General features: G+C 64.7%; 15 protein-coding genes and 3 pseudogenes. 11 read left to right on the forward strand and 7 right to left on the reverse strand.

The annotated features are described in order from the left end of the window. Positions 1 to 128: 128 nt before the first annotated feature. Complete coding sequence (locus MRAB57_RS00005) at positions 129 to 377, reverse strand: DUF2188 domain-containing protein (protein WP_077090287.1); 249 nt, start codon at positions 375 to 377, stop codon at positions 129 to 131. Between the two features lie 530 nt (positions 378 to 907). Between MRAB57_RS00005 and MRAB57_RS00010 the strand changes: the two genes are divergently transcribed. The 3 genes from MRAB57_RS00010 (at position 908) to MRAB57_RS00020 (ending at position 4819) form a co-directional block, all read left to right on the forward strand. Beyond that, positions 908 to 2668 carry an ATP-dependent nuclease gene (locus tag MRAB57_RS00010; protein WP_077085740.1) on the forward strand — a complete coding sequence of 587 codons (1761 nt, stop codon included), beginning with the start codon at positions 908 to 910 and terminating at the stop codon, positions 2666 to 2668. After that, positions 2669 to 4447, forward strand: a complete 1779-nt coding sequence (locus MRAB57_RS00015; RefSeq protein ID WP_077085741.1) for an ATP-dependent helicase — start codon at positions 2669 to 2671, stop codon at positions 4445 to 4447. It begins immediately after the preceding gene. Positions 4448 to 4564: 117 nt separating this feature from the next. Next, positions 4565 to 4819, forward strand: coding sequence for a hypothetical protein (locus MRAB57_RS00020; RefSeq protein WP_077085742.1), 255 nt, complete (start codon positions 4565 to 4567; stop codon positions 4817 to 4819). Between the two features lie 295 nt (positions 4820 to 5114). Here the strand turns inward: MRAB57_RS00020 and MRAB57_RS00025 are convergent, their stop codons facing one another. The 3 genes from MRAB57_RS00025 to MRAB57_RS00035 form a co-directional block, all read right to left on the reverse strand. After that, positions 5115 to 5357, reverse strand: a complete 243-nt coding sequence (locus tag MRAB57_RS00025) for a hypothetical protein (RefSeq protein ID WP_077085743.1) — start codon at positions 5355 to 5357, stop codon at positions 5115 to 5117. 457 nt (positions 5358 to 5814) lie between these two features. After that, positions 5815 to 6474, reverse strand: coding sequence for an RES family NAD+ phosphorylase (locus MRAB57_RS00030; protein WP_077085744.1), 660 nt, complete (start codon positions 6472 to 6474; stop codon positions 5815 to 5817). Then, positions 6471 to 6866 (reverse strand): XRE family transcriptional regulator, encoded by a 396-nt coding sequence (locus tag MRAB57_RS00035; protein ID WP_077085745.1) that lies wholly within the window; start codon positions 6864 to 6866, stop codon positions 6471 to 6473. Before MRAB57_RS00035 ends, MRAB57_RS00030 begins: the two co-directional genes overlap by 4 nt. A 197-nt stretch (positions 6867 to 7063) precedes the next feature. Between MRAB57_RS00035 and MRAB57_RS00040 the strand changes: the two are divergent. The 3 genes and pseudogenes from MRAB57_RS00040 to MRAB57_RS29355 all read left to right on the forward strand — a co-directional run bounded on the left by MRAB57_RS00040 (position 7064) and on the right by MRAB57_RS29355 (position 10782). Continuing rightward, positions 7064 to 7905: pseudogene (locus MRAB57_RS00040) on the forward strand (universal stress protein). 408 nt (positions 7906 to 8313) lie between these two features. After that, positions 8314 to 10643, forward strand: a pseudogene (locus tag MRAB57_RS00045) (heavy metal translocating P-type ATPase); the annotation flags it as partial. Then, positions 10546 to 10782: a DUF5709 domain-containing protein gene (locus MRAB57_RS29355; protein ID WP_281254349.1), complete on the forward strand. Its 237-nt coding sequence runs from the start codon at positions 10546 to 10548 to the stop codon at positions 10780 to 10782. The pseudogene MRAB57_RS00045 and the gene MRAB57_RS29355, both read left to right, overlap by 98 nt. A 397-nt stretch (positions 10783 to 11179) precedes the next feature. On the opposite strand, the gene MRAB57_RS00060 is transcribed toward MRAB57_RS29355, so the two are convergent. From MRAB57_RS00060 to ppsA, 3 genes are all read right to left on the reverse strand, one after another. Beyond that, on the reverse strand, positions 11180 to 12337 hold the full coding sequence (locus MRAB57_RS00060) for a cation:proton antiporter (RefSeq protein ID WP_077085746.1): 1158 nt from the start codon (positions 12335 to 12337) through the stop codon (positions 11180 to 11182). 426 nt (positions 12338 to 12763) lie between these two features. After that, a complete protein-coding gene (gene gap, locus MRAB57_RS00065; RefSeq protein ID WP_077085747.1) occupies positions 12764 to 13780 on the reverse strand; it encodes a type I glyceraldehyde-3-phosphate dehydrogenase in 1017 nt (338 codons plus the stop codon). Positions 13781 to 13807: 27 nt separating this feature from the next. Then, on the reverse strand, positions 13808 to 16081 hold the full coding sequence (gene ppsA / locus MRAB57_RS00070) for a phosphoenolpyruvate synthase (RefSeq protein ID WP_077090288.1): 2274 nt from the start codon (positions 16079 to 16081) through the stop codon (positions 13808 to 13810). A gap of 258 nt (positions 16082 to 16339) precedes the next feature. On the opposite strand from ppsA, the pseudogene MRAB57_RS28995 reads away from it, so the two are divergent. The 5 genes and pseudogenes from MRAB57_RS28995 to MRAB57_RS00095 all read left to right on the forward strand — a co-directional run. Continuing rightward, positions 16340 to 16538: pseudogene (locus MRAB57_RS28995) on the forward strand (3-oxoacyl-ACP synthase); the annotation flags it as partial. Between the two features lie 151 nt (positions 16539 to 16689). Then, positions 16690 to 17730, forward strand: coding sequence for a 1-phosphofructokinase family hexose kinase (locus MRAB57_RS00080; RefSeq protein ID WP_083743248.1), 1041 nt, complete (start codon positions 16690 to 16692; stop codon positions 17728 to 17730). Next, complete coding sequence (gene otsB / locus MRAB57_RS00085) at positions 17727 to 21377, forward strand: trehalose-phosphatase (RefSeq protein ID WP_077090289.1); 3651 nt, start codon at positions 17727 to 17729, stop codon at positions 21375 to 21377. The genes MRAB57_RS00080 and otsB overlap by 4 nt, the downstream gene beginning before the upstream one ends. 863 nt (positions 21378 to 22240) lie before the next feature. Further along, positions 22241 to 22483 carry a dsRBD fold-containing protein gene (locus tag MRAB57_RS00090; protein WP_077085748.1) on the forward strand — a complete coding sequence of 81 codons (243 nt, stop codon included), beginning with the start codon at positions 22241 to 22243 and terminating at the stop codon, positions 22481 to 22483. Between the two features lie 365 nt (positions 22484 to 22848). After that, on the forward strand, positions 22849 to 25650 hold the full coding sequence (locus MRAB57_RS00095) for a cation-translocating P-type ATPase (protein WP_083743249.1): 2802 nt from the start codon (positions 22849 to 22851) through the stop codon (positions 25648 to 25650). The last annotated feature ends 5 nt before the right edge of the window (positions 25651 to 25655 follow it).

Below are 25655 nucleotides of genomic sequence, written 5' to 3' on the forward strand. Positions count from 1 at the left end.
AACGTGGGACACGAAGGCCTCCTGGTTGGTGAAGCGGTTTCTAGACAGCTCCACTTCACAACCGGAGGCCTTCACCTGTCACACAGGCTCACCGACACCGAACGGGACAACCTCCCTGGACATCACACCTAGCCCTTCGGCGGGTAGGGGTCGTTACCCGGCGCAATGGTGTTGGAGTCGCGGATCTTGCCGTCCCGGCCATGGATGCGCACCTCACCACCACCGCTGTTGTGCACGATCTCGCCGGCGCGCTGGGTCGCTTCCCTCTGGGTGTCGGTGTGGGCGCTGGAACGGGTCGCACCCGGCTTCTTGACGTCCCACCCGCCGCCGGGATTCGGAACGACGTCGCGACTGTTCGGCATTTGCTTCTTGGCCATAGTGTGGTCCTTGCACTGTTCAGGCACGGCTTCACCCGTGCTTGTCAAAGTCCAAGGTCGGGCAGCGGCGGGTTGCCACCGCCCCCGGCGGGCGCCGGTGTTACCGTCAAGGCCTGCCAGCCAAAGCAGCCAAGAGGGTCCCAGACCGAGGAGCTCGGTCCAAACCAACCTTCGGTCTGGACCTTCTTGGAAGCATAAGTGCCCGACCGGTCAACTCCCGGTATGTCGAAGCGGCCACGAATCTGCATCAATGGAGATACGGTTCGAGCGCGCCCACCCAGTCTGTGCAGTGGCTTGCGAACTCCCAGGTGGGAGCGCCAAATAACAAATCACAATAGTGTAGTTATTTGTTGCGATTGTTTGCCGAATTCATCAACTCTCGGTGTGTCGCGCGTGTCGCGCGACGGTCGGGCTCATTGCCGCGCCGGACAGTCGAGGTGGTCGCGCCCGCTGACGCCGTCCGCACCAAGGGCGGCCCGGAGGTGTCTTGTCCGTCTGGTGCGCGGGTTCCGGCGCGATAGCGCGGCGTCGTGGACGGCGGCTACGGTTGTGAGGTAGTGAATGTCTATGCGCATCCAGCGGATCCGTGTCCAAAATTTCCGCAATCTCGCCGCGATCGACTTACCGCTGGATCCGGGTTCGGTATTGTCGGTGAGAACCGTTCTGGCAAATCGAATCTCATTCACGCGCTGCGGCTCGTCCTTGACACAACGCTGTCGATCGCTGATCGGCAGCTGGACCGCGACGACTTCTGGGACGGCCTCAGCGACGGGTCCCCGGACTGGGATCCGCTGTCCGCCGGCCATGTCATCGAAGTGTCGATCGACATTGTGGGGTTCGCCGACAATGCCCGGGTGCTGACCGCACTGGCTGACGCTCTGGTCGAGCAAGACCCGCCCCACGCGCGCCTGACCTATCGGTTCGGGCCGGTCGACATGGGCGACGATGCGATACCGCTCGCCTCGCGCTATCAGGGCCGGGTCTACGGCGGCGATAGCTATACCCGCGATATCTCCACCTCGGTGCGCCGGCAGCTGCATTTCCATCTGCTGCCGGCGCTTCGCGATGTCGAAAGCGACATCGCGCGCTGGCGCGGCTCGCCGCTGCGGGAGCTCCTGGAACGTGCGGCGCGCGAGGTGTCCGATGATGATCTGACCCAGGTGCGCGCCGCGATGCGCACGACCAACGACCGCGTCAACGATCTGGATCAGATCCGGGACCTGAGCGGACGGATCAGCGAACGCCTCACCGAGATGGTCGGGCCATATCAGGCGGTCGACACTGACCTTGCGGTCGCTCCCGAAGACCCGATGCGACTGATCCGCAGCATGCGGATTTTCGTCGACGGGCCGCTGCGGCGCCGGTTGTCCAGCGCGAGCCTGGGCACGCTGAACATCATCTATTTGGCGCTGCTCGATTTGGGGCTCCAAGACCGGCTGTCCGACCAGGTGATCGCCCACACTGTGGTGGCGATCGAGGAGCCTGAAGCCCACCTGCATCCGCACCTGCAGCGTGTCATCTTCCGGCAGGTCCTGACCGAGGCCAACGACGAGCGCACCGTCGTCGTGACGACGCAGTCCCCGCACATCGTCAGTGTCACCGATCCCCGCAAGCTCATCATGCTGCGCTCCCAGGACGATCAGACCACGGTGTGCGCCGCGACAAGCGCGGTGCTGCAACCCGGCGAATGGAACGACATCGCCCGCTATCTGGATGCCACCCGCGCCGAAATCGTGTTCGCGCGAAAGGTTCTGCTCGTCGAGGGCTTCGCCGAGCAGGTCCTGGTGCCTGTCATGGCCGCCCAGATCGGCATCGACCTCGACAAGCTGGGAATCTCGGTGTGCGCGGTGCACGGCACACATTTCGGCTCGTATGTGAGGTTCTGCGCGGCGCTGTCGATTCCGTGGGCCGTGCTAACCGACGGCGACCCCGACACCGCGGGCGTATCCCGGGGCGGCAAACGTGCCGCCGACCTGATCGCCTCACTCGAACTGGCCGGGCCACCGTCGGCGCACGGATGTTTCGTCGGGAACACCACGTTCGAATACGACCTGGTCGCATCCGAGCCGCGCAACGTGGCGGCGGCCTTCGACGCCCTGACCGCACTGTCGGCTGCGCCGTCGGCGGCCGTCATCAAGGGGTGGGGTGACACCGTTCCTGATCAAGACACGTTCATGCGGGCCATCGCCAACGCGGGCGGCAAGGGCCGCTACGCCCAGCGCCTGGCTGAGGCCAGCATCGAGCCGCCGGGTTATGTGGACCAGGCGCTGAGGTATCTGGCACAGACGTAGATGACCTCGCTCTCGGAGTCGATCGCGCGGATGCGGAATAACCCCCGGCAGTGGCAGGCGTTTCGCACCGAGGGCCAGTGCGTCGTTCTGGCCCCACCGGGCAGCGGCAAAACCGAAGTCCTCACCACCCGGATGGCCTGGGATCTGCTGCATCACATCAGCGAGCCGCGTGGCACGGCCTGCGTGACGCTGACCGTCGCAGCCGCTGAGCAATTGCGTGCCCGCGTCGAGGAGCTGCACCATTTCCGGCGGCCGAACATTTTCATCGGAACGGTGCACAGTTTCCTGCTCAACGAGATCATCATCCCCTTCGCCGCGCTGCTTGGGCGACACGATCTGAGCACGATCACGATTGTGGGCGAAAGCCAGGCCGAAGCGATCCTCAACAGCATCGTCTACGACGTCTACGGACCACACGCCGATATCCGCAACATCCCCTCAACGGTCCGCATCAACCGTCGGCGCATGGCCACCGACGAGCAATGGGGCCGCCACGACGCTCGCATGAAAATCATCGCCGACAGATACGTCGAGGCGCTGCACGCCGAGGGCCTCACCGACTTCAACGAACTCGTCGAACTGGCCATCGAGATGACCGAGCACTCCGATCTCGTGCGCCGGGCCCTGACAGCCAAATATCCACGCATCTACGTCGACGAGTACCAGGACCTCGAACCTGGCCTGGATCGGGTGATCCAGACGCTGTGCTTGAATCCGGGCGCCGGCTGCCAACTGTTCGCGGTCGGGGATCCCGATCAGGCAATCTACGGATTCACCGGCACGATGCCCGAGTTGCTGGAGCGGCTGGCCTGCCATCCCCAGGTCACACCGGTCACCCTGGAGACCAACTACCGGTGCGGACGCCGCATCATCGCCATGGCTCAAACGTTCAAGGAAAGCGCCGCCGCCGTCACCGACCGCGACGGCGGCACCGCCCGGGCGCAGTGTTGCCCCACGGGGTTCGCCGAGCAATGCCGCTACACCGTCGACTGGATCACCGAGGCCCGCGATCGCTACCCGCTGCACGAAATCGGCGTGCTGTGCCCGGCCAACGAGCAATGCGAGCAAGTCGCCGACACACTGCGGCAGGCAGGTATTCCCGCGCTCTACCGCAGCAGAGACGACTACAGATTGACCCGGGTGACGATGTTCATCGAAGCCTGCGCAGCGTGGTGCTGTTTCGGCAAAGAGACCAGCCACTACCGCCTGGCCGATCTGCTGCGGACGTGGCGCTACATGCTGGCAGACCAATGGACCACCCAGAAGGATGTGCAGCTCACGGCGGTGCTGCTCGACCAGTCACGCGTCGCGGCCAGCGCGTCGGCCCTCAACTTCGTCGAGGCGATCGACGCCGCCGGAATGCAGTCGGTCCTGACCCGCCCCAGGTTGGCCATCGACGCACTGGAGGTGTCCAAATTGCGCACCGCTGTGCAGCCGGGCCCCACCGGTCACGCACCCCTGGCCGAGCTGGCCGAACGTGCGCGCCTGACCGACCGCGTCGAAGTCCGCACCATGACCGCAAGCAAAGGCCTCGAATACGATGCGATCGCGGTGCTGGGCCTCGACGAACGTCGGATCCCGTACTTCGCGGCCGACTGGGACGCCGCCGAGATGCGCGAAGAGCGGCGAAAGTTCTACGTCACACTGACGCGGGCACGCGATGAACTTCTGCTGCTGTACTCAGGGTTCGTCGAGTGGCGCTCAGGCAAAACCAGTTCATCGGGACCCAGCCGCTTCTTGGACGAACTGGGTCTCATCGACGACACCGACGGCTGGTAGCACCACGGCGGCGCGGACCCCTCGAAGCGAACCCGACACGGGTCCTCATCGGCCGACCGATCGCCAGCGGCGCGCGCCGCCCACCGATGTCGGTGCGCTCTGCAACGATCGACCCAAATGGCTCACGTCGACCGGGCTGCCTTGCAGGTGTTGCTGACACCCCTGATCACCTCGATGGGGTCGCGTTCCCATCAGGATCTCGACCGCACCTTCACCAAGCTCGGTCTGGCTGAGCCGCCGTGCCCAGCGGGTCTGCCCCGCAGCCGTGCCCAGCGTGCGCACGCGGTGGCCGCGGCGCTGGCCGACGCCGATCTGGTCGAGGTGGCCGGCCGTGTACTGACCGAAGGTGAAGCGGATCGGGTCGCACCCTAACGAACGGTTTTTTCGAACCAGGTGCCCAAGGATGGCCCTGCGGTCAAGTCGTCTTGTTTGCTGGCTGCAGTTCCTTGGCGACCTCACATCAGACGTAGGCTAGGTTACGTATGACGGTGACTCCGTGGTTATCGGTGATGGCGCGGCACCGAAATACAGTGTGCGGCAACATGATAATAGACTCGCCAAGGTTTACCGGTAACCCGCCATATTCGATCTCGGCGTATTCGGTAGTGAAGCGCTATAGCGGCAAAGGCGACACCACCCTCCACGACGCACCGCCTGTCCGCTGCGGTCAGTCGGCCGTATCAGCAGCGGGGCCGCCAGGCGGTATCACCTGGTAACTGTACCGCCACTCGACCTCGGTGCCATGCTCACCGCCGACCGGCCGTGATCCGCGGAGATGCAAAAAAGCGACCATGTCATCGTCGCCGACTTGAGCCTGAGCCTTCCGCTCCGCCAGCGCCCTTACTTGGGCCGGGCTCATCGTCTCGGGCACCACGATGGTGTCGTGCCGCACGTTCGAGGCATCGCCCATAGCGCCAGGCTGCGGCAACTGAGGGCTTCCGTTTCCCGACGACACGCGCCCTCACACAACCGTGATCGACACGTGCTCGAGCTGCGACGCAACCACCGCCACTCGCCATTGACCATGCCAAACGGGCGCCCAAGGCAACCGCGAGGACCAGTTGGCGGCGGCTTTCACTTGCTTGCCCGGCGTGACCAACTCTCCCGGGTGGATGGGATATATTGTGCGACAACATGATAACGGAGACTTTGGCCGTGGATAACCGGGATTATCCAACCGACCTTCCGTTCTTCAGGCGGAGTTCGGGCCTACACCAACGTGTTTCAGCCGGTCCGACCAGCCGCGCGACCGGCATTCGGACGTGTTGGATCAGTCGGTCTGGCTCGTTGGCCCCATATTGGCCCCATGAGATGACCCAAATCGGCCGCAACTGACAGGCTGGATGCAGTGCAATTTGGGAGCAGTTTCACGGCGCCGGCTCAAGCATCAGGCCCCACGGCGTGGTGACGTTGGTGAGCGGTTGCGGCGGCGGGTCGGTGAGCGCGATGAGGTCTCCCGCCAAGCTCGCGGTGCCGCGGCCCTCGAAGAGTGCGACGCAAGCGTTGCCGTCCAGGCGGGACGGGAAGCGGACGGCGCCGGCGCCTCGGTCAAAAAGGTCCGCGGCGATCGTCTGCGTGATGGCGCGGCGACTGGTGGTGATCTCGTGGAGATCGAGGTGCTGCAGGTCGTGGGCGAGCAGCAGTTCGACGTGGCGATGCTCGATCTCCTGGCGTGTGGGGACGTCGGTCAGGTCGATCAAGGGGCCATCGAGCTTGAGGACTGTGGGAACGAGGACGTGCTGTATGCGCCACTGCGCAGTGACCGGCTTCTCAGTGAAGTCTTGAGCGGCCTCGGGTCCGTAGCGCTCGACATGGCGGCGCAGCGCGCCGAGGTTCGGCCGGAAGTCGGCCAGCACCTCGCGCAGACACGTTTCGGCCGAGTCAGCGCAATAGAGCGTGCGGAAACGGCGGTGGACGTCGTCGAAACGGTGACTGAACTGGTACAGCTCGAGCGGAGTGAAGCCGAGCGGGTCAGCGTAATAGCCGACCCGCCACAGGGTTCGCCCTTGCTCGGGCGCCGCGATCACGACTGGAAGCTGGCGACCTGCCGTGCGGCCCGTACGACCATCGCGAACTCCGCGGTGTCGATCGCCGCACCGAGCACCTCGATCGGCGCGCGATCGTCCAAGCGCGTGTTGGTGCCAAACAGCCACGCCCGCGCCGTCTTGTCGTCGTAGGCGTCGACGAGCATCCTGACGACCTTGTAGCCCTCGCGTAACCGGCGCTCGGTCGCGCCGTGAGGTTCCGGGCCGCCATCGCGCGCGTAGCGACCGATTTGTTTGGCGTCAGCCAAGCCCGCCATCGCCGCCGCGACGCGTTGGCCGACAGCTTCTTGCAGATATGCGGCGATCTCGCGGATCGAAAGCGTCGCTGCCTGATCATCGAGTCGCTGCGCCGCAGAGACGGTCAAGACCGGCATATCGCACCTCCATATTGATCTACCCGAGACACTACCATCTAAGAGCCCAATAACTCACCCATAAGCTACACCCGATAACACACCAGGCGGCCCGACCTAAGGTTCGCGGTTGGAGAGGCTGAGCAGCGGACTAACGGCCTTACGCCCGGCACACCTGCCGATCGGCAACCAGCAACCGCAGATCACTGGCGTCGTCGATGGCGGCGGTCAACTGGGCGGCTCGCGATGCTGCGATGCTGCGATGCGCAATGTTCCGCTAACACTCATGCACGTCATCGCTCCGGTCGTGCCGGCGGTTACGCCGTGGCCGGAGATTCCGATACCTCAAGACTATTTCGAGCGGCAGGACGACAAAGCGAGGCAAATTCTCGAAGACGCGCGCAGGGCGGTCGCCGACAGCACCGCCGACCATGGCCCGCCGTTCGTGTACAGCGTGGTGGTACATGGCCCGACCGTTTCCACGCTCGTCAATCAGTCCAAGATTGCCGACATGATGGTCTCGGGATGGCGGGGCGACGGCGCGTTTAGCCAGGTCCCGTTCGGCTCGGTCAGCACCGGCCTTGTGAACTATGCGCAGTGCCCGGTCGCGGTCGCGGTCGTCCATGATGAGGCCCCGCCGCCCGCGCAGCCACCGGTGCTGGTGGGAATCGATGGTTCGCCCGCATCGGAACTGGCGACCGAGATCGCCTTTGACCAGGCCTTTCGCCGGGGGGTGGACTTGGTGGCACTGCATGCGTGGTCGGACGTCCGCGTGTCGGAAGTGTAAGGTCTGGATTTCGCGACGATGGAAGTGCAAGCACAAGTGGCGCTGGCCAAGTGGCTCGCCGGATGGCAGGAGTGCTACCCCGATGTCACGGTGCGACGTGTGATGGTGCGCGATCAGCCGGCTCGTCAACTTGTCGAGCACTCGGAGTCCGCACAACTCGTCGTCGTCGGCAGTAACGGTCGCGGCGGATTCGCCGGCATGCTGCTGGGTTCGGTGAGCACGGCCGTCGCGCATGCGGCGCAGACGGTGGTGATCGTCGCCCGCGAGTCATAGCGGCGCATCCGGGCATCACGCTAACCCGTGCATCTCATACGCCCGTCAGGCCGCTATCGAATGCGCGCGAGCACGTGGCCTACACCGGGTTTCCTTCAACGCCTAAGTGCACCGTTCCGCGCGGCGTCACAGCCTGTAGTCAGCGATCGCCGCGACGGCGACGATTGGGGCCTGGCGGTGCCCAGCGAAGCTCGGGAAACCGAAGTGTTGCGGCGCATCGCCAACACCAGTCGCCCTGCCCGGAGACTTACGCTCCTCACTGGTCGCGCGGGTCTTTCGGCCTGCCATGGCGAGGTATTGCGACCCTGTATATCGCTGGTCGCTACTGATCGAATCAGTGTGAGTTCGTTCCGCCACCGACCCCGCGGTGCGCTCTGGTAGTGGCGGCCGAGAGGATTAGTGGTGGTGATGGGCGGTACGGATTCTGTGGTCGCGCAGTGGTTTTCGCGGCTACGCCCCCTGATCGAACCGGTCCTGGTGGTGCTCACGGTGGGTGCGCTGGCCGCTGGCGGGATCGCGTGGCTGGTCGGACGGCGCGATATCGCCGACGGCTGCTGGATCGCCGGCACCGTGCTCGCGGTGCTGCCGGCGTTGGTGTGGGTTGTGGTGGCGCTGCGCCACGGGCGGCTCGGCGTGGATGTCATTGCGGTGCTGTCGCTGGTTGGCACGCTGCTCGTTCACGAGTATCTGGCTGGGGCATTGATCGCGGTGATGCTAGCCGGCGGCCGGGCGCTCGACGCGGCGGCTGCGCGGCGTGCATCTCACGATCTTCGGGCCCTGCTGGAGCGGGCGCCACGTTTCGCACGGCGACGTGTCGGCACGCAGGTCAGCGTGATCCCGCTGGACGAGGTGGCCGTCGATGATCTGCTGGTCGTCGGCCCAGGCGAGGTGGTGCCGGTGGACGGCCGCGTTGTCGACGTGGTCGCGGTGCTGGATGAGTCGGTGTTGACCGGTGAGCCTTTGCAGGTTGAACGCCGTGTTGGTGAACCCGTCCGTAGCGGTGCGGTCAACGCCGGCGGCGCGTTTGAACTGCGCGCCACCGCAACGGCCGATGACAGCACCTACGCCGGCATCGTGCGCTTGGCGCAGCAGGCCGGTGCCGAGAATGCGCCGATCGTGCGGTTGGCCGACCGCTACGCGGCGTGGTTCTTGCCGCTGGCGCTGCTCCTAGCCGGTGCGGCGTGGCTGGCCAGCGGCTCACCCGTGCGAGCGGTGGCCGTGCTGGTGGTGGCGACCCCATGTCCGCTGCTGCTCGCGGCGCCGGTAGCGATCGTCTCGGGGCTGTCGCGGGCTTCCCGCGCCGGAGTGATCATCCGCAGCGGTGGCGCGTTGGAAAACCTCGGGCATGCAACGACTTTGGTGATGGATAAGACCGGCACACCCTGACGATGGGGCGTCCGGTGGTCATCGACGTGGTCGCCGCGCCCGGCGGTAACGCGACGGAGGTGCTGCGACTGGCCGCGTCGGTGGATCAGCTGTCCCCGCACGTGCTAGCCGAGGCCATTGTGAGCGAAGCGCTCGCTCGGGGTCTGAAGTTGTCTTTGCCGACCGATGTGACTGAGGAGCCCGGCCGGGGCGTCACCGCGACGATCGGCGCGCGAAGGATGAGCGCCGGAAAACTGCCCGCTGACGCGGTGACCAGCGCGTGGGCGCGTGGGGTGGTTAACCGGGCCGGATTGGACGGCGCGGCTATCGCGTGGGTGTGCATCGAAGGTGAGCCGGCCGGTGCGGTGTTGTTGCGGGATCCGTTGCGCCGTCACGCGCCCCGCACGGTGCGGCGCTTGCGTGCGGCTGGCCTGAATCGACTGGTGATGCTCACCGGTGACCGCGCCGAGCCGGCCCGCGAGGTCGCCACGGTGCTGGGACTCGACGAGGTCTACGCCGAACAGACCCCGGCCGATAAGGTCGCCGCGGTGCGCGCCGAGCGGGACCGTGCGGTGACGGTGATGGTGGGCGATGGGATCAACGACGCGCCGGCGCTGGCGGCGGCGACGGTGGGTGTGGCGATGGGTGCTCGGGGAGCCACTGCGTCTTCGGAGGCCGCCGACGTCGTGTTGACCACCGATCGTGTCGATCGGCTCGCCGATGCAATAGATATCGCCCGCTGGTCGCGGCGTATCGCCGTGCAAAGCGCGGCGGTGGGCATGAGCCTGTCGCTGCTGGCGATGGTGATCGCCGCGCTGGGCTGGCTGCCGCCGGCGGCGGGTGCGCTGCTGCAGGAGGGCATCGACGTCGCGGTGATCCTCAACGCGTTACGGGCCCTGCGCGGTAACCCCGCCGCCGAGGTGGTGCTGCCCGCTGGCACCGAACAAATGCTGCGCCACTTCGCCGCCGAACATGACGAACTGCGCGACACCCTCGGGCTGCTGCGCGACAGCGCCGACCGGCTGGCCGCCGCCCCCGACTCCGCGGCGCTGGAATCGCTGACCACCGCACACCGTTTGCTCACCGACCGGATCCTGCCCCATGAACGCGCGGAGGAAACCCAGCTCTATCCGGCGTTGGCGCGGCCGCTGGGCAGCGACGAGGCTACCGCCACCATGAGCCGCACCCATGCCGAGATCCTGCGGCTCGCCGATCGGATCGGCGCCCACGTGGGCCTGGCCCAATCGGCCGGAGCGATCCAGTCCGACCAAGTCGATGACCTGCTGGCGTGCCTGTACGGTCTGTACACCCTGCTGCGGCTGCACTTCGTCCAGGAAGAAGAAAATTACTTCACCCTCGTCCAGGACGAACCCACGACGGCCGACACCGCCCGAACCCGGCGCCCGACAGAGGGAGCCGACTCCGCGATTCACGGCTGATGACGTGGGTATTGACGGAGGCGCAGCCTCCGCCGAGGAGGCCGCAGTTCACGTCATCGACGATGAGGAGTAGCTGGTCTCGCGCGCGAATTCACGAGCCGCGGCCAATCCACCGACTGGCTCGACGCATGCCTGCCAATTGCGTCGAAAGTTCCCAACGGCAGGGGATTTAGGCAAACAGTTCCGGGTGCGAGCCGACGTACTGCTCGACGGTCTGCGCGGGTTGACCAGTGACCTGCTCGACGTCATGGGTCTCGCGGGCGTAGCGGTTCTCGGTGTTACGGGACTACCGCAAGGACATGATTCTGCCGGCTCTCGAGCTCTACGCTCACGGACTGCTCAACGACACATCAATGTATGAGGCATTTGTGCCAGACAAGACGCAGGGAAGGCGAAGCAGCCGAATAACGCCGATCGCGTCATGCCTGCGGTTGGACCCGTCGACGCCGCGCTACGTGGGCTGGTCGGTCTCAGCGGATTTGTTTGCCTTTGCGGCGGTCTGGCCGCGCCACCAACGCGCCCGCGATGGATGTGCAGGCGATCGTCAGCAACGCGCCGAACATCAACGCCGATGCTTCCCCCGTGACGAGGAGGTGTTCCTCGGTGCCGATAGTGGCCGCCGCCACCGGTACGCCGAGTTGCGCGGCCGACAGCACCGCAAGTGTCAGCGGCTGGCCGAGCAGCTTTCCCGCGCAATGCGCCAGCACAGCACCTAGCCCGAGGCTTACTCCCAGCAGAATAAATTTCGGGTGGGAGCCCAGTTCGCGCACCTGCAGCGAGGCGCCCAGCCAGACAAAGAACAGCGGGCTGAAGAACCCCTCAGTGATACCGAATAGCTGCCGCGCCAACCGTCGCGGTTCGCCGACCGCCGCGATCACCAAACCTAACGCGAAGCCCGCCAACATGATCGACACGTGGGTGCTGACGGCCAGCGCCGCCAGCGCGAACAGCACGAACAGGTTGGTCCGCAATTCCAGCGCAACCCGGTGCTTCTCGGAATAGACGTGCACGCGCTGAAGCCAGCCCCTGCGGTCGACCGCGCGCAGCAACACAAACAGCACCACCGCGCAGCCCGTGACTGCCAGCGCACCCAGTGCTGCCGTTGGTGTCCTCCGGACGTCGATCACCAACGGCAGCAACACGATACACGCAGCATCAGCAATAGCGATCTGCGCAGTCACGGAGAGCATCCGCGGTCCCTGCAACCGCAACGAATCGATCACCGGCAATGCCAACGCCGCCGACGAAGACGCCATCAGCACCGCGTAAAGCGCCGCATGGCCAGTACCGAACTCCGCTGCCAGCCCGACACCGAGAGCCACCGCGACGGCACCGCCCAGAACCACCCGTGCCAGCGCCAGCGGCACCGCCGAGCGCATCTCGTGGCAGCGGACCGGAACATGGGTGCCCACGACGAACATCACCAGCGCGAAGCCGATATTTGCGAGCAATTGAAACGTTGGGTTGGCGACATCGATGACACCAAAACCGGTCTTGCCGACGACGAGCCCCGCGATCAGCTCACCGATGATTACCGGAATCCGCGAGCGCGGCAGTGACGCCAGCAACGGACCAGCGAAACCTACGGCGGTCAGCAGCGCCAGCGTGTCGAAGCCGAACCCCTGCACGTCAGCGGCCCTTCAGCGACGCCGAGCTCACTAGACTTCCAGCTGCTTGAAGGCCATCTTCTCGGTTACCACGATGTCATCCCATACCGCCCGCGCCAACGCCGCAAGATTCGTTCGCTACGTGACCGCGGCTGGAACCGGAACCCGGAGTGCGTCCGCACGGATTAGTCTGCTTTGTTCGTCGTCGACGGATACCGTCCCGAAAGGAGACAACGGAGACACCGAGTCAACGGCCATGGGTTGATCCACAGCTCGGGCAATTTGGACGCGACCAACCACGCCCGCATTCTGTCGCCGAACAGCACAGCGGATACTCGTGCACCGCGCGGTTCGGGCCCTGGGCGCCAATACCCGCTTGCTGTACTTGGATCCCTGGGTATCTCGACGTCGACTATGAAGTCAGGGCCGCAGCTGTAGTTGCACGGCTCAGAGAGTAGACGCCACCAGGCCGGTCAGGTCGGCGAGGCGGTGAGAGTAACCCCACTCGTTGTCGTACCAGCCGACGATCTTCACCAGGTCACCAGTGACTTTGGTGAGCCCGGAGTCAAAGATGCACGACGACGGGTCGGTCACGATGTCGGAGGAGACGATGGGATCCTCGGTGTAGGTGAGGAAGCCCTTCAGCTCACCACCGGCGGCGGCCGCGAACGCGGCGTTGACCGCCTGGGCGGTTGCCGGCTCGCGGACGATGACGGTGAGATCGGTGGCTGAACCGGTGGGCACCGGCACCCGCAGCGCGTACCCGTCGAGCCGGCCTTCGAGCTGGGGCAGCACCACGCTGATCGCGCGGGCGGCCCCGGTGGACGTGGGCACCACGTTGATCGCCGCGGCGCGGGCGCGCCGAAGGTCGCGGTGCGGACCGTCCTGCAGATTCTGGTCCGGGGTGTAGGCGTGGACGGTGGTCATGAGCCCGCGCTCGATTCCGAACACCTCGTCGAGCACCATCGCCATCGGCGCCAGGCAGTTCGTAGTGCACGAGGCGTTGGAGACGACGGTCTGCGTGCCGTCGTAGTCGCGGTGGTTGACACCCATCACAACGGTGAGGTCGGCACCCTTCGACGTCGCGGACACCACCACCTTCTTCGCGCCGCCGTGGAGGTGACCGCGGGCCTGCTCCGCGGCGGTGAACCGACCGGTCGACTCGATGACGACATCCACGCCGAGATCTCCCCACGGCACCGCCGCCGGCCCGTCGGCGATGGACCACGCCTTGATCCGCTGCTCCCCCACCACAAGGTCCTCGTCGTCGACCGACACGTCGTGCGGTAAGCGTCCGAGGACGGAGTCGTATTTGAGCAGGTGCGCCAGAGTCTTGTTGTCCGTGAGGTCGTTCACCGCGACGATCTCGATGTCGGTGGTACCTGCCGCTTGTCGTACATCCACCGCGCGGAAGAAGTTTCGGCCTACCCGCCCGAAGCCGTTCACGCCTACCCGGATACTCATAGTGATCTCCTCGTTGTTCTTTGTGGTCTATGACCGACGCGCTGCTTCCAGCAATAGCCGTCGTTCGGCTGCGCCGACGGCGTGTCGCGCCGCGTCAACCGCATCGGGATTAACCGACACCGACGTGATGCCAAGCCGGACAAGGTGTTCGGCGAATGCTGGGTTGGTCGACGGCGCCTGACCGCACAGTGAGGAGGTAATCCCAAGCAGGTTGGACTTTTCGATGATCTGGGCGATGGCGTCGAGGACGGCGGGATCGCTCTCGTCGAACAATTCCGCGCACACGTCGGAATCGCGGTCGACTCCGAGTATCAGCTGTGTGAGATCGTTGCTGCCGATAGACACCCCGTCGATACCCATCCCGACGTACTCAGGCAGCCAATGCACCACCGAAGGAACCTCGGCCATCACCCACCGGTGCAGCCCGCGCTGACGGCCCAGCGGGCTCGCGTCGACCAATGACAGGCATTCCTCGAGCTCCCACCCGGTTCGAACAAACGGAATCATCAAGTGCACGTTCGGGTTCTGCTCGCGCACCCGCGCGAGTGCTTCCAGTTCAAGCCTGAACAGATCAGGGTCCCGGACGTAGCGGTAGCAGCCGCGATAACCGATCATCGGATTGTGCTCAACGGGCTCGTAGGTCTCACCACCGCGCAAACCGCGGAACTCGTTGCTACGGAAATCTGTTGCGCGATAGACCACCGGACGCGGCGTGAATGCGGCGGCGATGCGACCAACCGATGCCGCCATCGCCTCGACCAACTGTCGCTGCTCACCGTGCGCCATGAGGTCACGCGGGTGGCGCCCCGCTAGTGCTTCAGTGAGCATGAACTCGGCACGTAACAGGCCGACACCATCGACGTCCTGTGCCGCAACGCGTTCCGCGGAATCCGGCATCGCGAGATTGACGTATATCTTGGTTCCCGTGGCTTCGACGGTGCCGGCGGCCGCCGGTCGGCCAATCGACGATGTCTGTGCCGTAGCGGTTGGGCGGCCCACGTGAACCTTCCCGTGAGTTCCGTCAACCGTGACCACGGTGCCGTCCCGAAGGTCGCTGGTCGCGCTCCGAGCGCCGACAATGCAGGGCACCCCTACCTCGCGGGCCACGATCGCGGCGTGACACGTCATGCCGCCGGAGTCCGTGACGATCGCCGCCGCCCGCCGGATGGTGGGTAGCCAGTCAGGATTGGTCATCGGCGCCACCAATATCTCACCGTCGACCAAACGGTCACCCAAGTCCGGTGTAAGCAGTACCCGCACCAACCCGGACGCGACGCCGGGCGCGGCGGGCAACCCCCGCGCCAGCACGGTGGTCTGATCGGTATCAGCGGTGGCAACGATGCCGTGCGTCGTAATCGGCCTGGCTTGCACCAGCCACGTCTTGCCGGCCGAGATCGCCCACTCCACGTCTTGCGGGCTACCATTGTGCCGCTCCGTTGCGATCGCCAGGCTGGCGATCCGTCGCAATGCGGAATCGTCGAGAACGCGTGATTCGGCGGCGTCTTGGTCTAGCTGCACAGTGCGGTCATGGCCGTCGGGGCCGCGGACGATCTTGAATGTCTTGCGGCCGATGCGGGCGTCGAGCACGCTCAGGTTGTCCTTGGCGACGATATAGGTATCGGGTTCGACCCGGCCCGACACCACGACCTCACCTTGTCCGAACGCGGCTTCGATGACGACGCGATCCACCGCGCCGGTGCTCGGGTCGGCGGTGAAGGCCACGCCCGCTTGCTCGGCAGGAATCATTAGTTGCACGACGACGGCCATTGCCGGATCAGCCGCGAAGCCCCGGCCGGCCCGATACGTGACAACCCGGGGGCTGAACAGCGATGCCCAGCAACGCTGCACGGCATCAACCAGGCCGTCGTCGCCAGTGACGTTGGTGAAGGTCACGTTCATCCCGGCGAACGACGCCTCGCGGCCATCCTCCCCTGTCGCTGACGATCGGACTGCGACAACGGCTTTGGGCCCGAGCCGTTGGTAGGCCGCCAGTAGCCCATCACGGACGTCATCGGTGATGCCGGCCTTGAGCACCAAGGACTGCATTCGTTCGCACAGCTCACCAAGCTCAGAACTGTCGCCGACTTTCGCCAAGGCCTTGCTATGGGCGGCGGCGAGTTCGTCGCTCACTCCACCCGTTCGCATCGAGTCCTGGTAGCAAGCCCGCAGCAGCACGAATCCGGGCGGCACCGGCAGCTCAGCGGCGACCAGCTCACCCAGATTGGCGCCCTTGCCGCCAGCTTCTTTGGCGTTTTCGATCCGTAAAGTCGAGATGTCGCGGACGTAATGGTCTGTCTGCATTTCGCTCTCCTCGGGCACGCCCGCGACCTCTGACTGAAAACGATTCAGGGGTTCAGCACATTTCACCGACCGGCGCGCTTCGGTGTTGGTCACTTCGCTAGCTTCCACCACCAACTCGTCGGGCCGGAGGGTCCTAAGTCACCGATCTATCTGGCGGATGTCACCACCCGCGGAGTTCATCACTCCCCATTAAGGTCCAAATGCTCTGGTGGCCCGTGCCGTCGCAATCCATCCTGTGAAAGCGAAGGAGAGCGACGAATGCCCAAGAACTGGTTGGTGATGGAGGGTGATGGACCCGCGGCGCCCTTTCGCGCCCGACTGGCTGGGGCTGGGGCGGCACCTGCCTGCCACCGTGCTAACGACAGACGAATTGATGGCGACCACGCCTTATCACACGCACATCGATCTGGAACGGCTAACCGGCATCTACGACCGTCGCGTCTCAATCGGCGACGAGAGAGCATGCATACCACCTCGCTGGTGTCGGCACTAAGTAGTGCGGCCGAAGAACTCTCGCCCGCCGCCCGCGTTCTGCTCATTGCCGCCGGCGCGGGAGTCACCGCGGGTGCTGCTCTCTACCGTCAAGCGCTGCATCCGGCGTAGCGGTCATGAAATCACCGACGAGGTCGGGAACCACCATTGTGACCCTGACGATAAATCCGGCGCTCGACATCACTACGGACACCAATCGGGTCACACCGACCGACAAAATGCGATGCGGGCTGCCCCGTTACGATCCCGGCGGCGGCGGAATCAACGTCGCGCGAATCGCCCATGTGCTTGGCGCCTCGGTATCGGCGCTCTTTCCGGCGGGCGGCCACGCCGGCGACAAGGTGACCGATCTTGTCGCTGACTCAGGGGTGCCGGTGCAGCGGATCACCGTCGCTCGCTCCACCAGGGAAAGCTTCACGGTAGACGAGGACAGCACCGGTCAGCAGTATCGGTTCGTGCTCCCGGGTCCGCGGCTCACCGATGCCGAGCAGACCGAGTGCCTCGACAAGCTAAGTGCTGCGGCAGCATCCGCGGACTTCGTCGTGGCGAGCGGCAGCCTGCCGCCCGGCGTGCCTAGCGACTTTTATCAGCGGGTCGCCGACATCTGTCGCGAGCGCGGTGCGCTGCTGATTCTCGACACCTCCGGGCCGGGACTGCGACACATCTCTTCCGGCGTCTTTCTGCTCAAGCCGAGTGTGCGAGAACTGCGCGAATGTGTCGGGCGGGGACTCATCAGCGAGTCAGAGCAGCTCGCCGCGGCGCACGAACTCATCGACCACGGCTGCGCTCAGGTCGTCGTCGTGTCACGCGGGCCCCAGGGCGCACTGCTTGCTACACCGTATGGAAGTCAACGTTATTCGGCGGTAACAGTGCCTCCGGGTAGCGGTGTGGGTGCCGGCGACGCCATGGTTGCCGGCATCACCGTGGGCCTCAGCCGCGGTTGGCGACTCGACAAGGCGATGCGGCTGGGTATCGGTGCTGGCGCGGCCATGCTGCTGACCCCCGGCACCGCGCACTGCACCCGTGAAGACGTCGAGCGACTTTTCGAGATGGTTGCCGACCCCATAGACATCGACGGGCCGAGGCGCAACGACGGGGAGCGGCGACGTGCAACCGGAGACCAATGGTTGTCCGCTCGAGCAAGGACATCGCCATGACGCCCGTCACCGTCGACCCGCGCTACCACTACGCCGTGGTCTTCAACCTCGACGCTGTGCTGGCCGACACAGATGGTGTTCTGCTCGAGTCGACGATCAATCTGGTGCGAAAGTTGCTTGACGTCGGGGTCGCGACGGCCATCTACGCGGCGCGCCCGGACGGTCAACAGCTCTTGAAAGCCGCTGGGATTGATGATCTTTTCGGTGTCTGTGTCGACGACGGCGTCCCTGCCGCGGCCCTCGTCGAAGCCACCCGCCGACTCGGTGTTATTCCGCAACGGTCTGTCGTCGTCGATGACGCCGGTGCCCTGGTAGCGGCGGCCCGCGACCGCGGTTTCGCACTCGTCATCGGTGTGGACCGCACCGGGCATGCCGACCGACTATTGGTGTGCGGCGCCGACGTTGTGGTTGCGGATCTCGACGAAGTCGCTGTTCGCGCGGGTGACCGGCGAATCTCGGAGCTCCCCGACGCGGTGGACTCATACGGTCAGATAGTCGGTGTTCTGGGTGCCCGAACACCCGTGCTGTTTGTCGACTACGACGGAACGTTGTCCCCCATCGTTGCCGATCCCGGCGCCGCCACCCTCGCGGACGGAGCGGCCAAGGCGCTGGAAAGCCTGGCATCGCAGTGTCCCATCGCCATACTGAGCGGCCGCGACCTCGCCGATATCCGCACCCGCGTACCGATACCGGGTATCTGGTACGCGGGCAGCCACGGCTTTGAGCTAACCGAACCAGACGGCAGCTATCACCGCAACGAAGCGGCCGCCGCCGCAGTCGGTGTCCTTGAGCGTGCGGCGGCCGAGGTAGGCGAGAGCCTGGCGGAGATTCCCGGAGTACGGGTGGAACACAAGCGCTTCGCCGTCGCGATTCACTACCGCGAGGTCGCACCGGAGCACATCGGCGAGATCATCTCTGCCACACACAAGCTCGGACAGCGAGACGGCCTACGCGTGACCAACGGGCGCATGCTCGTCGAGCTGCGGCCTGACATCGACTGGGACAAAGGGACCACGCTGGCCTGGATTCGTGACCGTATCGAAGCTACCGGTTCCCTCCTGCCGATCTACATCGGCGACGACCTCACCGACGAAGACGCCTTCGACGCAGTCGGATTCGACGGTATCGGGATTGTTGTGCGGCACGACGAGGATGGCGACCGTAAGACGGCCGCCCGCTTCAGTCTGCAGAGTCCCGATCACGTGCGGGAGTTCCTCGAACGGGGATCGCACTGGCTTGCCAATAACCACCAAATTATGTCCGAGGCTTGGGATTTCACCTTTGAGGGGTATGACCCGCAGAATGAGAAGCTTCGTGAGTCGCTGTGTACGGTGGGAAATGGCTACTTCGCCACCCGGGGCGCGGCGCCCGAATCGAAGGCCGACCGGGTGCACTATCCGGGCACCTATGCCGCCGGGGTTTACAACCGTCTCGTCGACGACGTATCGGGTGCCGCAATCGACAACGAGAGTTTGGTCAACCTGCCTAACTGGCTTGCCCTGACCTTCCGGGTCGACGGCGGCAGCTGGTTCGACATCGACGCGGTCAGGGTGCTGTCCTACCGGCAGACCCTCGACCTTCGCGGCGCGGTACTGACCAGGGAGGTGCGCTTCTGTGACGACGCCGGACGCACCAGTTCGCTGATACAGCAACGATTCGCCGCGATGCACATGCCCCACGTCGGTGCCCTTCAGACGACGATCGTCGCCGAAGACTGGTCCGGGACCATCGAGATTCGCTCGACGCTGGACGGCAACGTCACGAACTCGCTCGTCGAGCGCTACCGGGACTTGGCCAACGATCATCTCGGGTTAGTGGAAAAGCGCGAGATCAACGACAACTCCGTGCTCCTGACAGTTCAGACCACCCAATCGCGCATTCCCATTGCCCTGGCCGCGCGAAGCACCGTCTGGCGCGACGGGACTCCCGTCCCGGCCACCTTCCGCCTCGTCGACCAGGCAGCCGAAATCGGTCACGACATAGCAATCCGGCTATCAGTCGGTGACACGTTGACGGTAGAGAAGATCGTGACCCTCTTCACCGGCCGCGATGTCGCGACGTCCGAACCCGCCATCGACGCCCAGCGCTGGCTGAGCCGACTCGGCCGGTTTGCAGAGTTGCGTGACGGGCACCTGAAAGACTTGGCACATCTGTGGGAGCGCCTGTCCATCGAGTTCGAACCCATCACAGACGAATTGCGCATCCTGCGACTGCATCTCCTGCATCTGCTGCAGACGGTTTCACCCAACAGTTCCGACCTCGATGTCGGGGTGCCGGCTCGCGGCCTTCACGGTGAGGCATATCGCGGGCACATCTTCTGGGACGAGCTTTTCATCTTCCCGGTACTCAACTTACGGCTGCCCATGATCACCCGGTCGCTGCTCGGATACCGCTACCGGCGCCTGCCCGAGGCACGTCACGCCGCCAAGGCGGCGGGCTACTCCGGCGCGATGTTCCCATGGCAATCCGGCAGCGACGGTCGCGAGGAAAGCCAACGCCTACACCTCAATCCGCGCAGCGGCCGGTGGAACCCCGACTCGAGCGCTCGTGCGCACCACATCGGCATCGCCGTTGCCTACAGCGTGTGGAACTTTTATCAAGTCACCGGGGATCTCGCGTACCTGATCGACTATGGCGCGGAGACGTTGGCCGAGATCGCACGCTTCTGGGTAAGCAGGGCCACCTACGACGAAGAACACGATCGCTACAGCATCCGAGGCGTCATCGGACCCGATGAATTCCACTCGGGCTACCCCGACGCGCCTTACGACGGCATCGACAACAACGCGTACACCAACGTGATGGCAGTCTGGGTGATCATGCGGGCCTTCGACGCACTGCAACTGCTGCCGCTGCCGAACCGACTCGATCTCCTGGAGACACTCGGACTGCACACTGACGAACTGGCGCACTGGGAAGAGGTAAGTCGACGGATGTACGTCCCGTTCCACGACGGCGTCATCAGCCAGTTCGAGGGATACGGTGAGTTGGATGAACTGGATTGGGACCGTTACCGGCGGCAGTACGGCAATATCCAACGCCTCGACCGTATCCTGGAAGCCGAGAGCGACGACGTGAACCGCTATAAGGCTTCCAAGCAGGCCGACGCGCTGATGCTGCTCTACCTGCTGTCATCAGATGAGTTGCGCGAGGTGTTCGAACGGCTCGGCTACCGGTTCACGCCCGATCAGATCCCGATGACCGTCGACTACTACCTAGCGCGCACGTCGCACGGGTCGACGCTCAGCGGTGTGGTGCATACGTGGGTACTCGCCCGGGCTAACCGCGATCGTGCAATGGAGTTCTTCCAACAGGCGCTCAAATCCGACGTCTCAGACATCCAGGGCGGCACCACGTCCGAAGGTATACACCTGGCGGCCATGGCCGGCAGCGTCGACCTCATGCAGCGATGCTTTACCGGGCTGGAAACCCGGTCCAACCGCATCATCCTCTCCCCGTACTGGCCGGAAACACTTGGCGTGCTGTCATTCCCGATCCACTACCGCGGCCTGCACCTGCACCTGCGGATCAGCGGAAAGGGGGCGATCATCAGCGTCGATCCACGCGACGCTGCCGGAGTCGAAGTGGAATGCCGTGGTCGAGTCGTTCAACTGATGCCCGGGACCACTGTCCGATTTCCCGGCTGACCGTTGGCGGTGGGTTCACGTTGTGACCATCGCACCAACGGCTGCCGTCTTCGAGAAACATCCAATTGCCGATTGGCTGACGGCCGACCACCTCGTGCTTCTCACGGTTTCAGTCCTCGCCTATGGACGACCTTCGTCGCGTGGAAGACGTTGCACGGCAGGTGAATGCGCCCGTCGTCGATGAGCGGCAGGATGGTGGCCGGCCATGCGGACCATCTGTTCGGCCCGCTCGGATGTCATCTGTCGGAGAAGGGCTTTCGGCAGCTTCCCGAAGCTGCCGGTGAAACCTGACGTGTTGCCCACAAAAGGTGGTGGGTCCGAGGAAGTCGATGCGGCAGCCGGCGTTTGCGAGGGTGTCGCGGATGTCGGCTTCGGGCACGGCTTCCAAAGGGGCGATGACGCCGTTGACATTCTCGCCGGAGAACCAATACAGGAACCAGCGTGCGCCCGGACGTCGCGGTTTGCGCCGATGGGGTGGTTCCGGCCCGCGGGGGTTCGGCGCGGCGGTTCCGACCCCGTCTCCTCGTCTCGAAACCCTGGCAGCCGAACTCATTCCGAGGCATAACCCTTGAACGGCGGCGCGGATTGCTCGCCGAGGCGCACCTGCAGCTTGGGGTTGGTCAGCTACGCCTCCGCTCTCAGCGATGATTCCATGCACAGGACTACGTCGCCTGCGGCTGGCTTCGCTTGAGGCCCAGTGGCTGCGGCGGTGGTGACCAAAGTCCCTAGGGGCCGCTACTGCCGTCTATAGGCTCGAAGTGAGACCACGGCCCGCGGCTTGTCACGGCTCATACAACAGTCGCCTTGGAGGCACAGACGATGCACCGCAACGATCCCCCACTCACGACGCGACACATTCGGCTATGAGCATCGCGGTCAAGGAAAGAGGCGGCCGCACTCAAGCCAAGGTCGAATTGCATTGGGCCGGACGGTACCTGGCCGGAACCGGAGTTGCGTACCGGCTCCCATCCGATTGCCTGACAGACGAGGCCGGTCAAGAATTGGCGACCGCACGTGCCCTCTCGGATCTTGCGGACCGGTTGCTCGCAGTGAGCACCTGCGGCATAGATGCGGGGCACCCAGCGTCGACCAATGACGGTGCGTGAATTCACCGCCGGTGCCGACCCGACCCCCGCGCATAGTTCCTTGTGCCGCTGAGAGATCTGCGTCATCGGAGACGACAACCTCACGCTATGGGGTTATCGGGTAGTCCTCAGGAGTCCTTAGGCCTTTCGCTTGGAACCATCTGCGGCGGGATATGGGCCTAACGGCCTCTAAACAATGCGGCCGGGCTGAAAATCGTAGAGTCCTGCTCCATGACATCTGATCGTTTTGCCGGTGCGAGCACCTCCCGTAGCGGCGGAGGACCGCACCTGTGCCGGTGAAGGTCACACTCTGACAGGCCGAAAGTCACTCGATCCCGCACCGGTCGGCCCTTACATGATCAATGACGGGACGTCAGGATGGCTGCGTGCGCAGCCAACACAGTGAATGGGTTTCACCGCCCCAACTCGATCCAGAGGAGGCGGCTGATCGCCTCTTACGTGATGTGCGAAGTAACCGCAGTGGTCTATCGACAAGCGAAGCGGAGCGGCGCCTGATTCAGTTCGGGCCGAACGAGTTGACTCGGCGGGGCGGTCCGAAGTGGCCACGGAAGTTGGCGCGGCAATTGACTCATCCCCTGGCACTGCTTTTGTGGTTGGCCGCGGGGTTGTTGGTGATCGTCGGGTCGCACGTGGTGGCGGTTGCCGTGGTGTCGATCATCATCCTGAACGCCGCATTTTCCTTCGTGCAGGAAGTACAGGCCGAGCGGGCGGTGGAGGCCCTAGCTAAATATTTACCGCAACGAGCCAAAGTCGAGCGTGACGGTGCTGTCACCGAAATCGATGCGACGCAACTGGTACCCGGCGACATCGTGATCATCGAAGAGGGCGATCGGATCGCCGCCGACATCCGGCTGTTGGGCGGTGCCATCGAAGTGGACATGTCTGCTCTTACCGGTGAGTCGGTTCCCGCGCTGCGGTCGGCGGCGATCGTCGATGTGAATGTGCCACTGCTAAGCGCGCACGAGTTGGTGTTCAGCGGGACGAACTGCACCGGTGGGCAGGCGAAGGGAGTCGCATTCGCCACCGGGATGGGCACCGAGATCGGCCGCATCGCGGCCCTGTCTGAGCGCGTCAAGCCCGATCCCAGCCCATTGGAACGGCAGGTCAGACGTGCGGCATGGCTGATCGCCGCGGTCTCGGTGATCCTCGGCTTATCGTTCATCCCGGTCGCGACGCTCGTGGCGCATTTGACGCTGATCAACTCGTTGATATTCGCAGCGGGATTGTTGGCCGGGATGGTGCCGGAGGGATTGCTTCCGGTGATCACGCTCGCCCTGGCGGTGGCGGTACGGGACTTGGCAGGCCGTGGTGCCCTGGTGAAGCGGCTCAGTGCTGTCGAGACGCTGGGTTCCACCGACGTGATCTGCACCGACAAGACCGGCACGCTGACCCAAAACCGGATGACCCCAGTCGCGGCGTGGACCACTGCCGGTCGCACCGACGTTGACCTCGAGCACCCCGAAGGGTCGGATGACGCGTCACGCCTGTCCCCGGCGCTCAGGTCGCTGGGCCGCATCGCAGCGGGTTGCAACAATGCCCGCCTCGACGATCCATCGGGTCCGACCGGCGATCCCACCGAGATCGCTATCCTGTCGGCTGCCCGAGCGCTCGGAGCGGAAACGGGCACAAAATTACGGGAAGCCAACCGGCGCTGGCAATTTTATTTTGATCCCGAGCTGAAGCTGATGTCGACGATCGATCGATCCGACGACGGGGCGCCCGTCGTACACACCAAAGGTGCGCCGGAGGCGCTGTTGGCGCGGTGCAGCCACGTGCTCGAGAGCGACGGGCAAGCGCTGCCGCTAGACCAACCGCGACGGCAGTGTGTCGAAAAGGCGGTGAATGCCTTTGCCGCAGAGGGGTTGCGGGTGCTTGGCTTTGCGCAGCGCCAACTACCGCCTGATAAGCGACCCCCACATGACCGGGCCAACGCCGAGCAGGATCTGTGCTTCGCCGGATTGATCGCGATGCTCGACCCGCCAAGACCGGGCGTTGTTGAGGCGGTCGCGCAATGCCGCACCGCGGGCATCCGCATCATCGTGATCACTGGCGATCACCCGCTCACCGCTGCGGCCACCGCTGAGCGCATCGGTATCACGGGTCCGCGGCCGGTGGTCGTCACCGCGGAGGATTTCGAACGCCTTGACGACAAACAGCTTTCCGCGCTGATGCGAGAGGAACCCGAAGTCATCTTTGCCCGCGCCTCGCCGGAGGCAAAGCTGCGCGTCGCCGAGGCGCTGCGTCGTGATGGCCACGTCGTCGCGATGACCGGCGATGGTGTCAACGACGCTCCAGCGCTGCGTCGGGCTGATATCGGTGTGGCCATGGGGCTTTCGGGCACCGATGTCGCGCGGGAAGCAGCGACGATGGTGCTGACCGACGATGCATTCGGCTCAGTCGTGACCGCGGTAGAGGCGGGCAGGCGCATCTACGACAACGTCCGAAAATTCATCGTCTACATTTTCGCGCACGCGGTCCCGGAAGTGGTTCCGTTCCTGGTGTTCGCACTCAGCGGCGGTGCTATCCCTATGCCGCTCACGATTATGCAGCTTCTGGCGTTCGACGTCGGCAGTGAAACGCTTCCGGCGCTTTCGCTCAGCCGTGATCCAGCTGAGCCAGGAATCATGCAGCGTCCACCCCGGCCACGTGATGAAGGCGTGATTCGCCTTCCAATGCTGCTGCGCGCGTGGTTATTTCTCGGTTTTATCGTGGCGGGCTTAGCGATGGTCGCGTTCTTCTACGTGCTGACCAGACAGGGCTGGCATCCGGGCGCATCAGTCGACGCGGGAACGCCGCTGTATCACGCGTACCGGCAAGCCACCACCATGACGTTTCTGGGCATGATCACCGGGCAGATCGGCACCGCCTTCGCGGTGCGTACCCAGCGCGCTTCACTACGGTCGGTGGGCGTTTTCAGTAACCGTTATCTGCTCGCCGGGGTTGCCGCCGAGCTCGTGCTGGCCGCCGTATTCGTCTGTGTACCGTTCTTTCAGTCTGTCTTGGGCACGGAGCCCCCCGCGTCGGCGGATCTGTGGGTGCTGGCGCCTTTCCCATTCCTGGTTTGGGGTGCTGACGAACTTCGTCGTTTGGTGTTACGCCGGTGGCATGATCGGGTACGGCGTGACCCTGCCGCTAACCCGGTCCAAGCCGCGCCGGTTCGTGTATAGGGGTC

The organism is Mycobacterium rhizamassiliense (assembly GCF_900157375.1).
GTDB classification, from domain to species: Bacteria; Actinomycetota; Actinomycetes; order Mycobacteriales; family Mycobacteriaceae; genus Mycobacterium; species Mycobacterium rhizamassiliense.

Coding starts and splice junctions, on each gene's coding strand:
- MRAB57_RS00020 (WP_077085742.1), top strand. CDS start 4,565: ATGGCTCACGTCGACCGGGCTGCCTTGCAGGTGTTGCTGACACCCCTG.
- MRAB57_RS00025 (WP_077085743.1), bottom strand. CDS start 5,357: ATGGGCGATGCCTCGAACGTGCGGCACGACACCATCGTGGTGCCCGAG.
- MRAB57_RS00090 (WP_077085748.1), top strand. CDS start 22,241: ATGAGCATCGCGGTCAAGGAAAGAGGCGGCCGCACTCAAGCCAAGGTC.
- MRAB57_RS00035 (WP_077085745.1), bottom strand. CDS start 6,866: ATGCCGGTCTTGACCGTCTCTGCGGCGCAGCGACTCGATGATCAGGCA.
- gap (WP_077085747.1), bottom strand. CDS start 13,780: ATGAGTATCCGGGTAGGCGTGAACGGCTTCGGGCGGGTAGGCCGAAAC.
- MRAB57_RS00015 (WP_077085741.1), top strand. CDS start 2,669: ATGACCTCGCTCTCGGAGTCGATCGCGCGGATGCGGAATAACCCCCGG.
- MRAB57_RS00080 (WP_083743248.1), top strand. CDS start 16,690: ATGAAATCACCGACGAGGTCGGGAACCACCATTGTGACCCTGACGATA.
- ppsA (WP_077090288.1), bottom strand. CDS start 16,081: ATGCAGACAGACCATTACGTCCGCGACATCTCGACTTTACGGATCGAA.
- otsB (WP_077090289.1), top strand. CDS start 17,727: ATGACGCCCGTCACCGTCGACCCGCGCTACCACTACGCCGTGGTCTTC.
- MRAB57_RS29355 (WP_281254349.1), top strand. CDS start 10,546: ATGACCTGCTGGCGTGCCTGTACGGTCTGTACACCCTGCTGCGGCTGC.
- MRAB57_RS00005 (WP_077090287.1), bottom strand. CDS start 377: ATGGCCAAGAAGCAAATGCCGAACAGTCGCGACGTCGTTCCGAATCCC.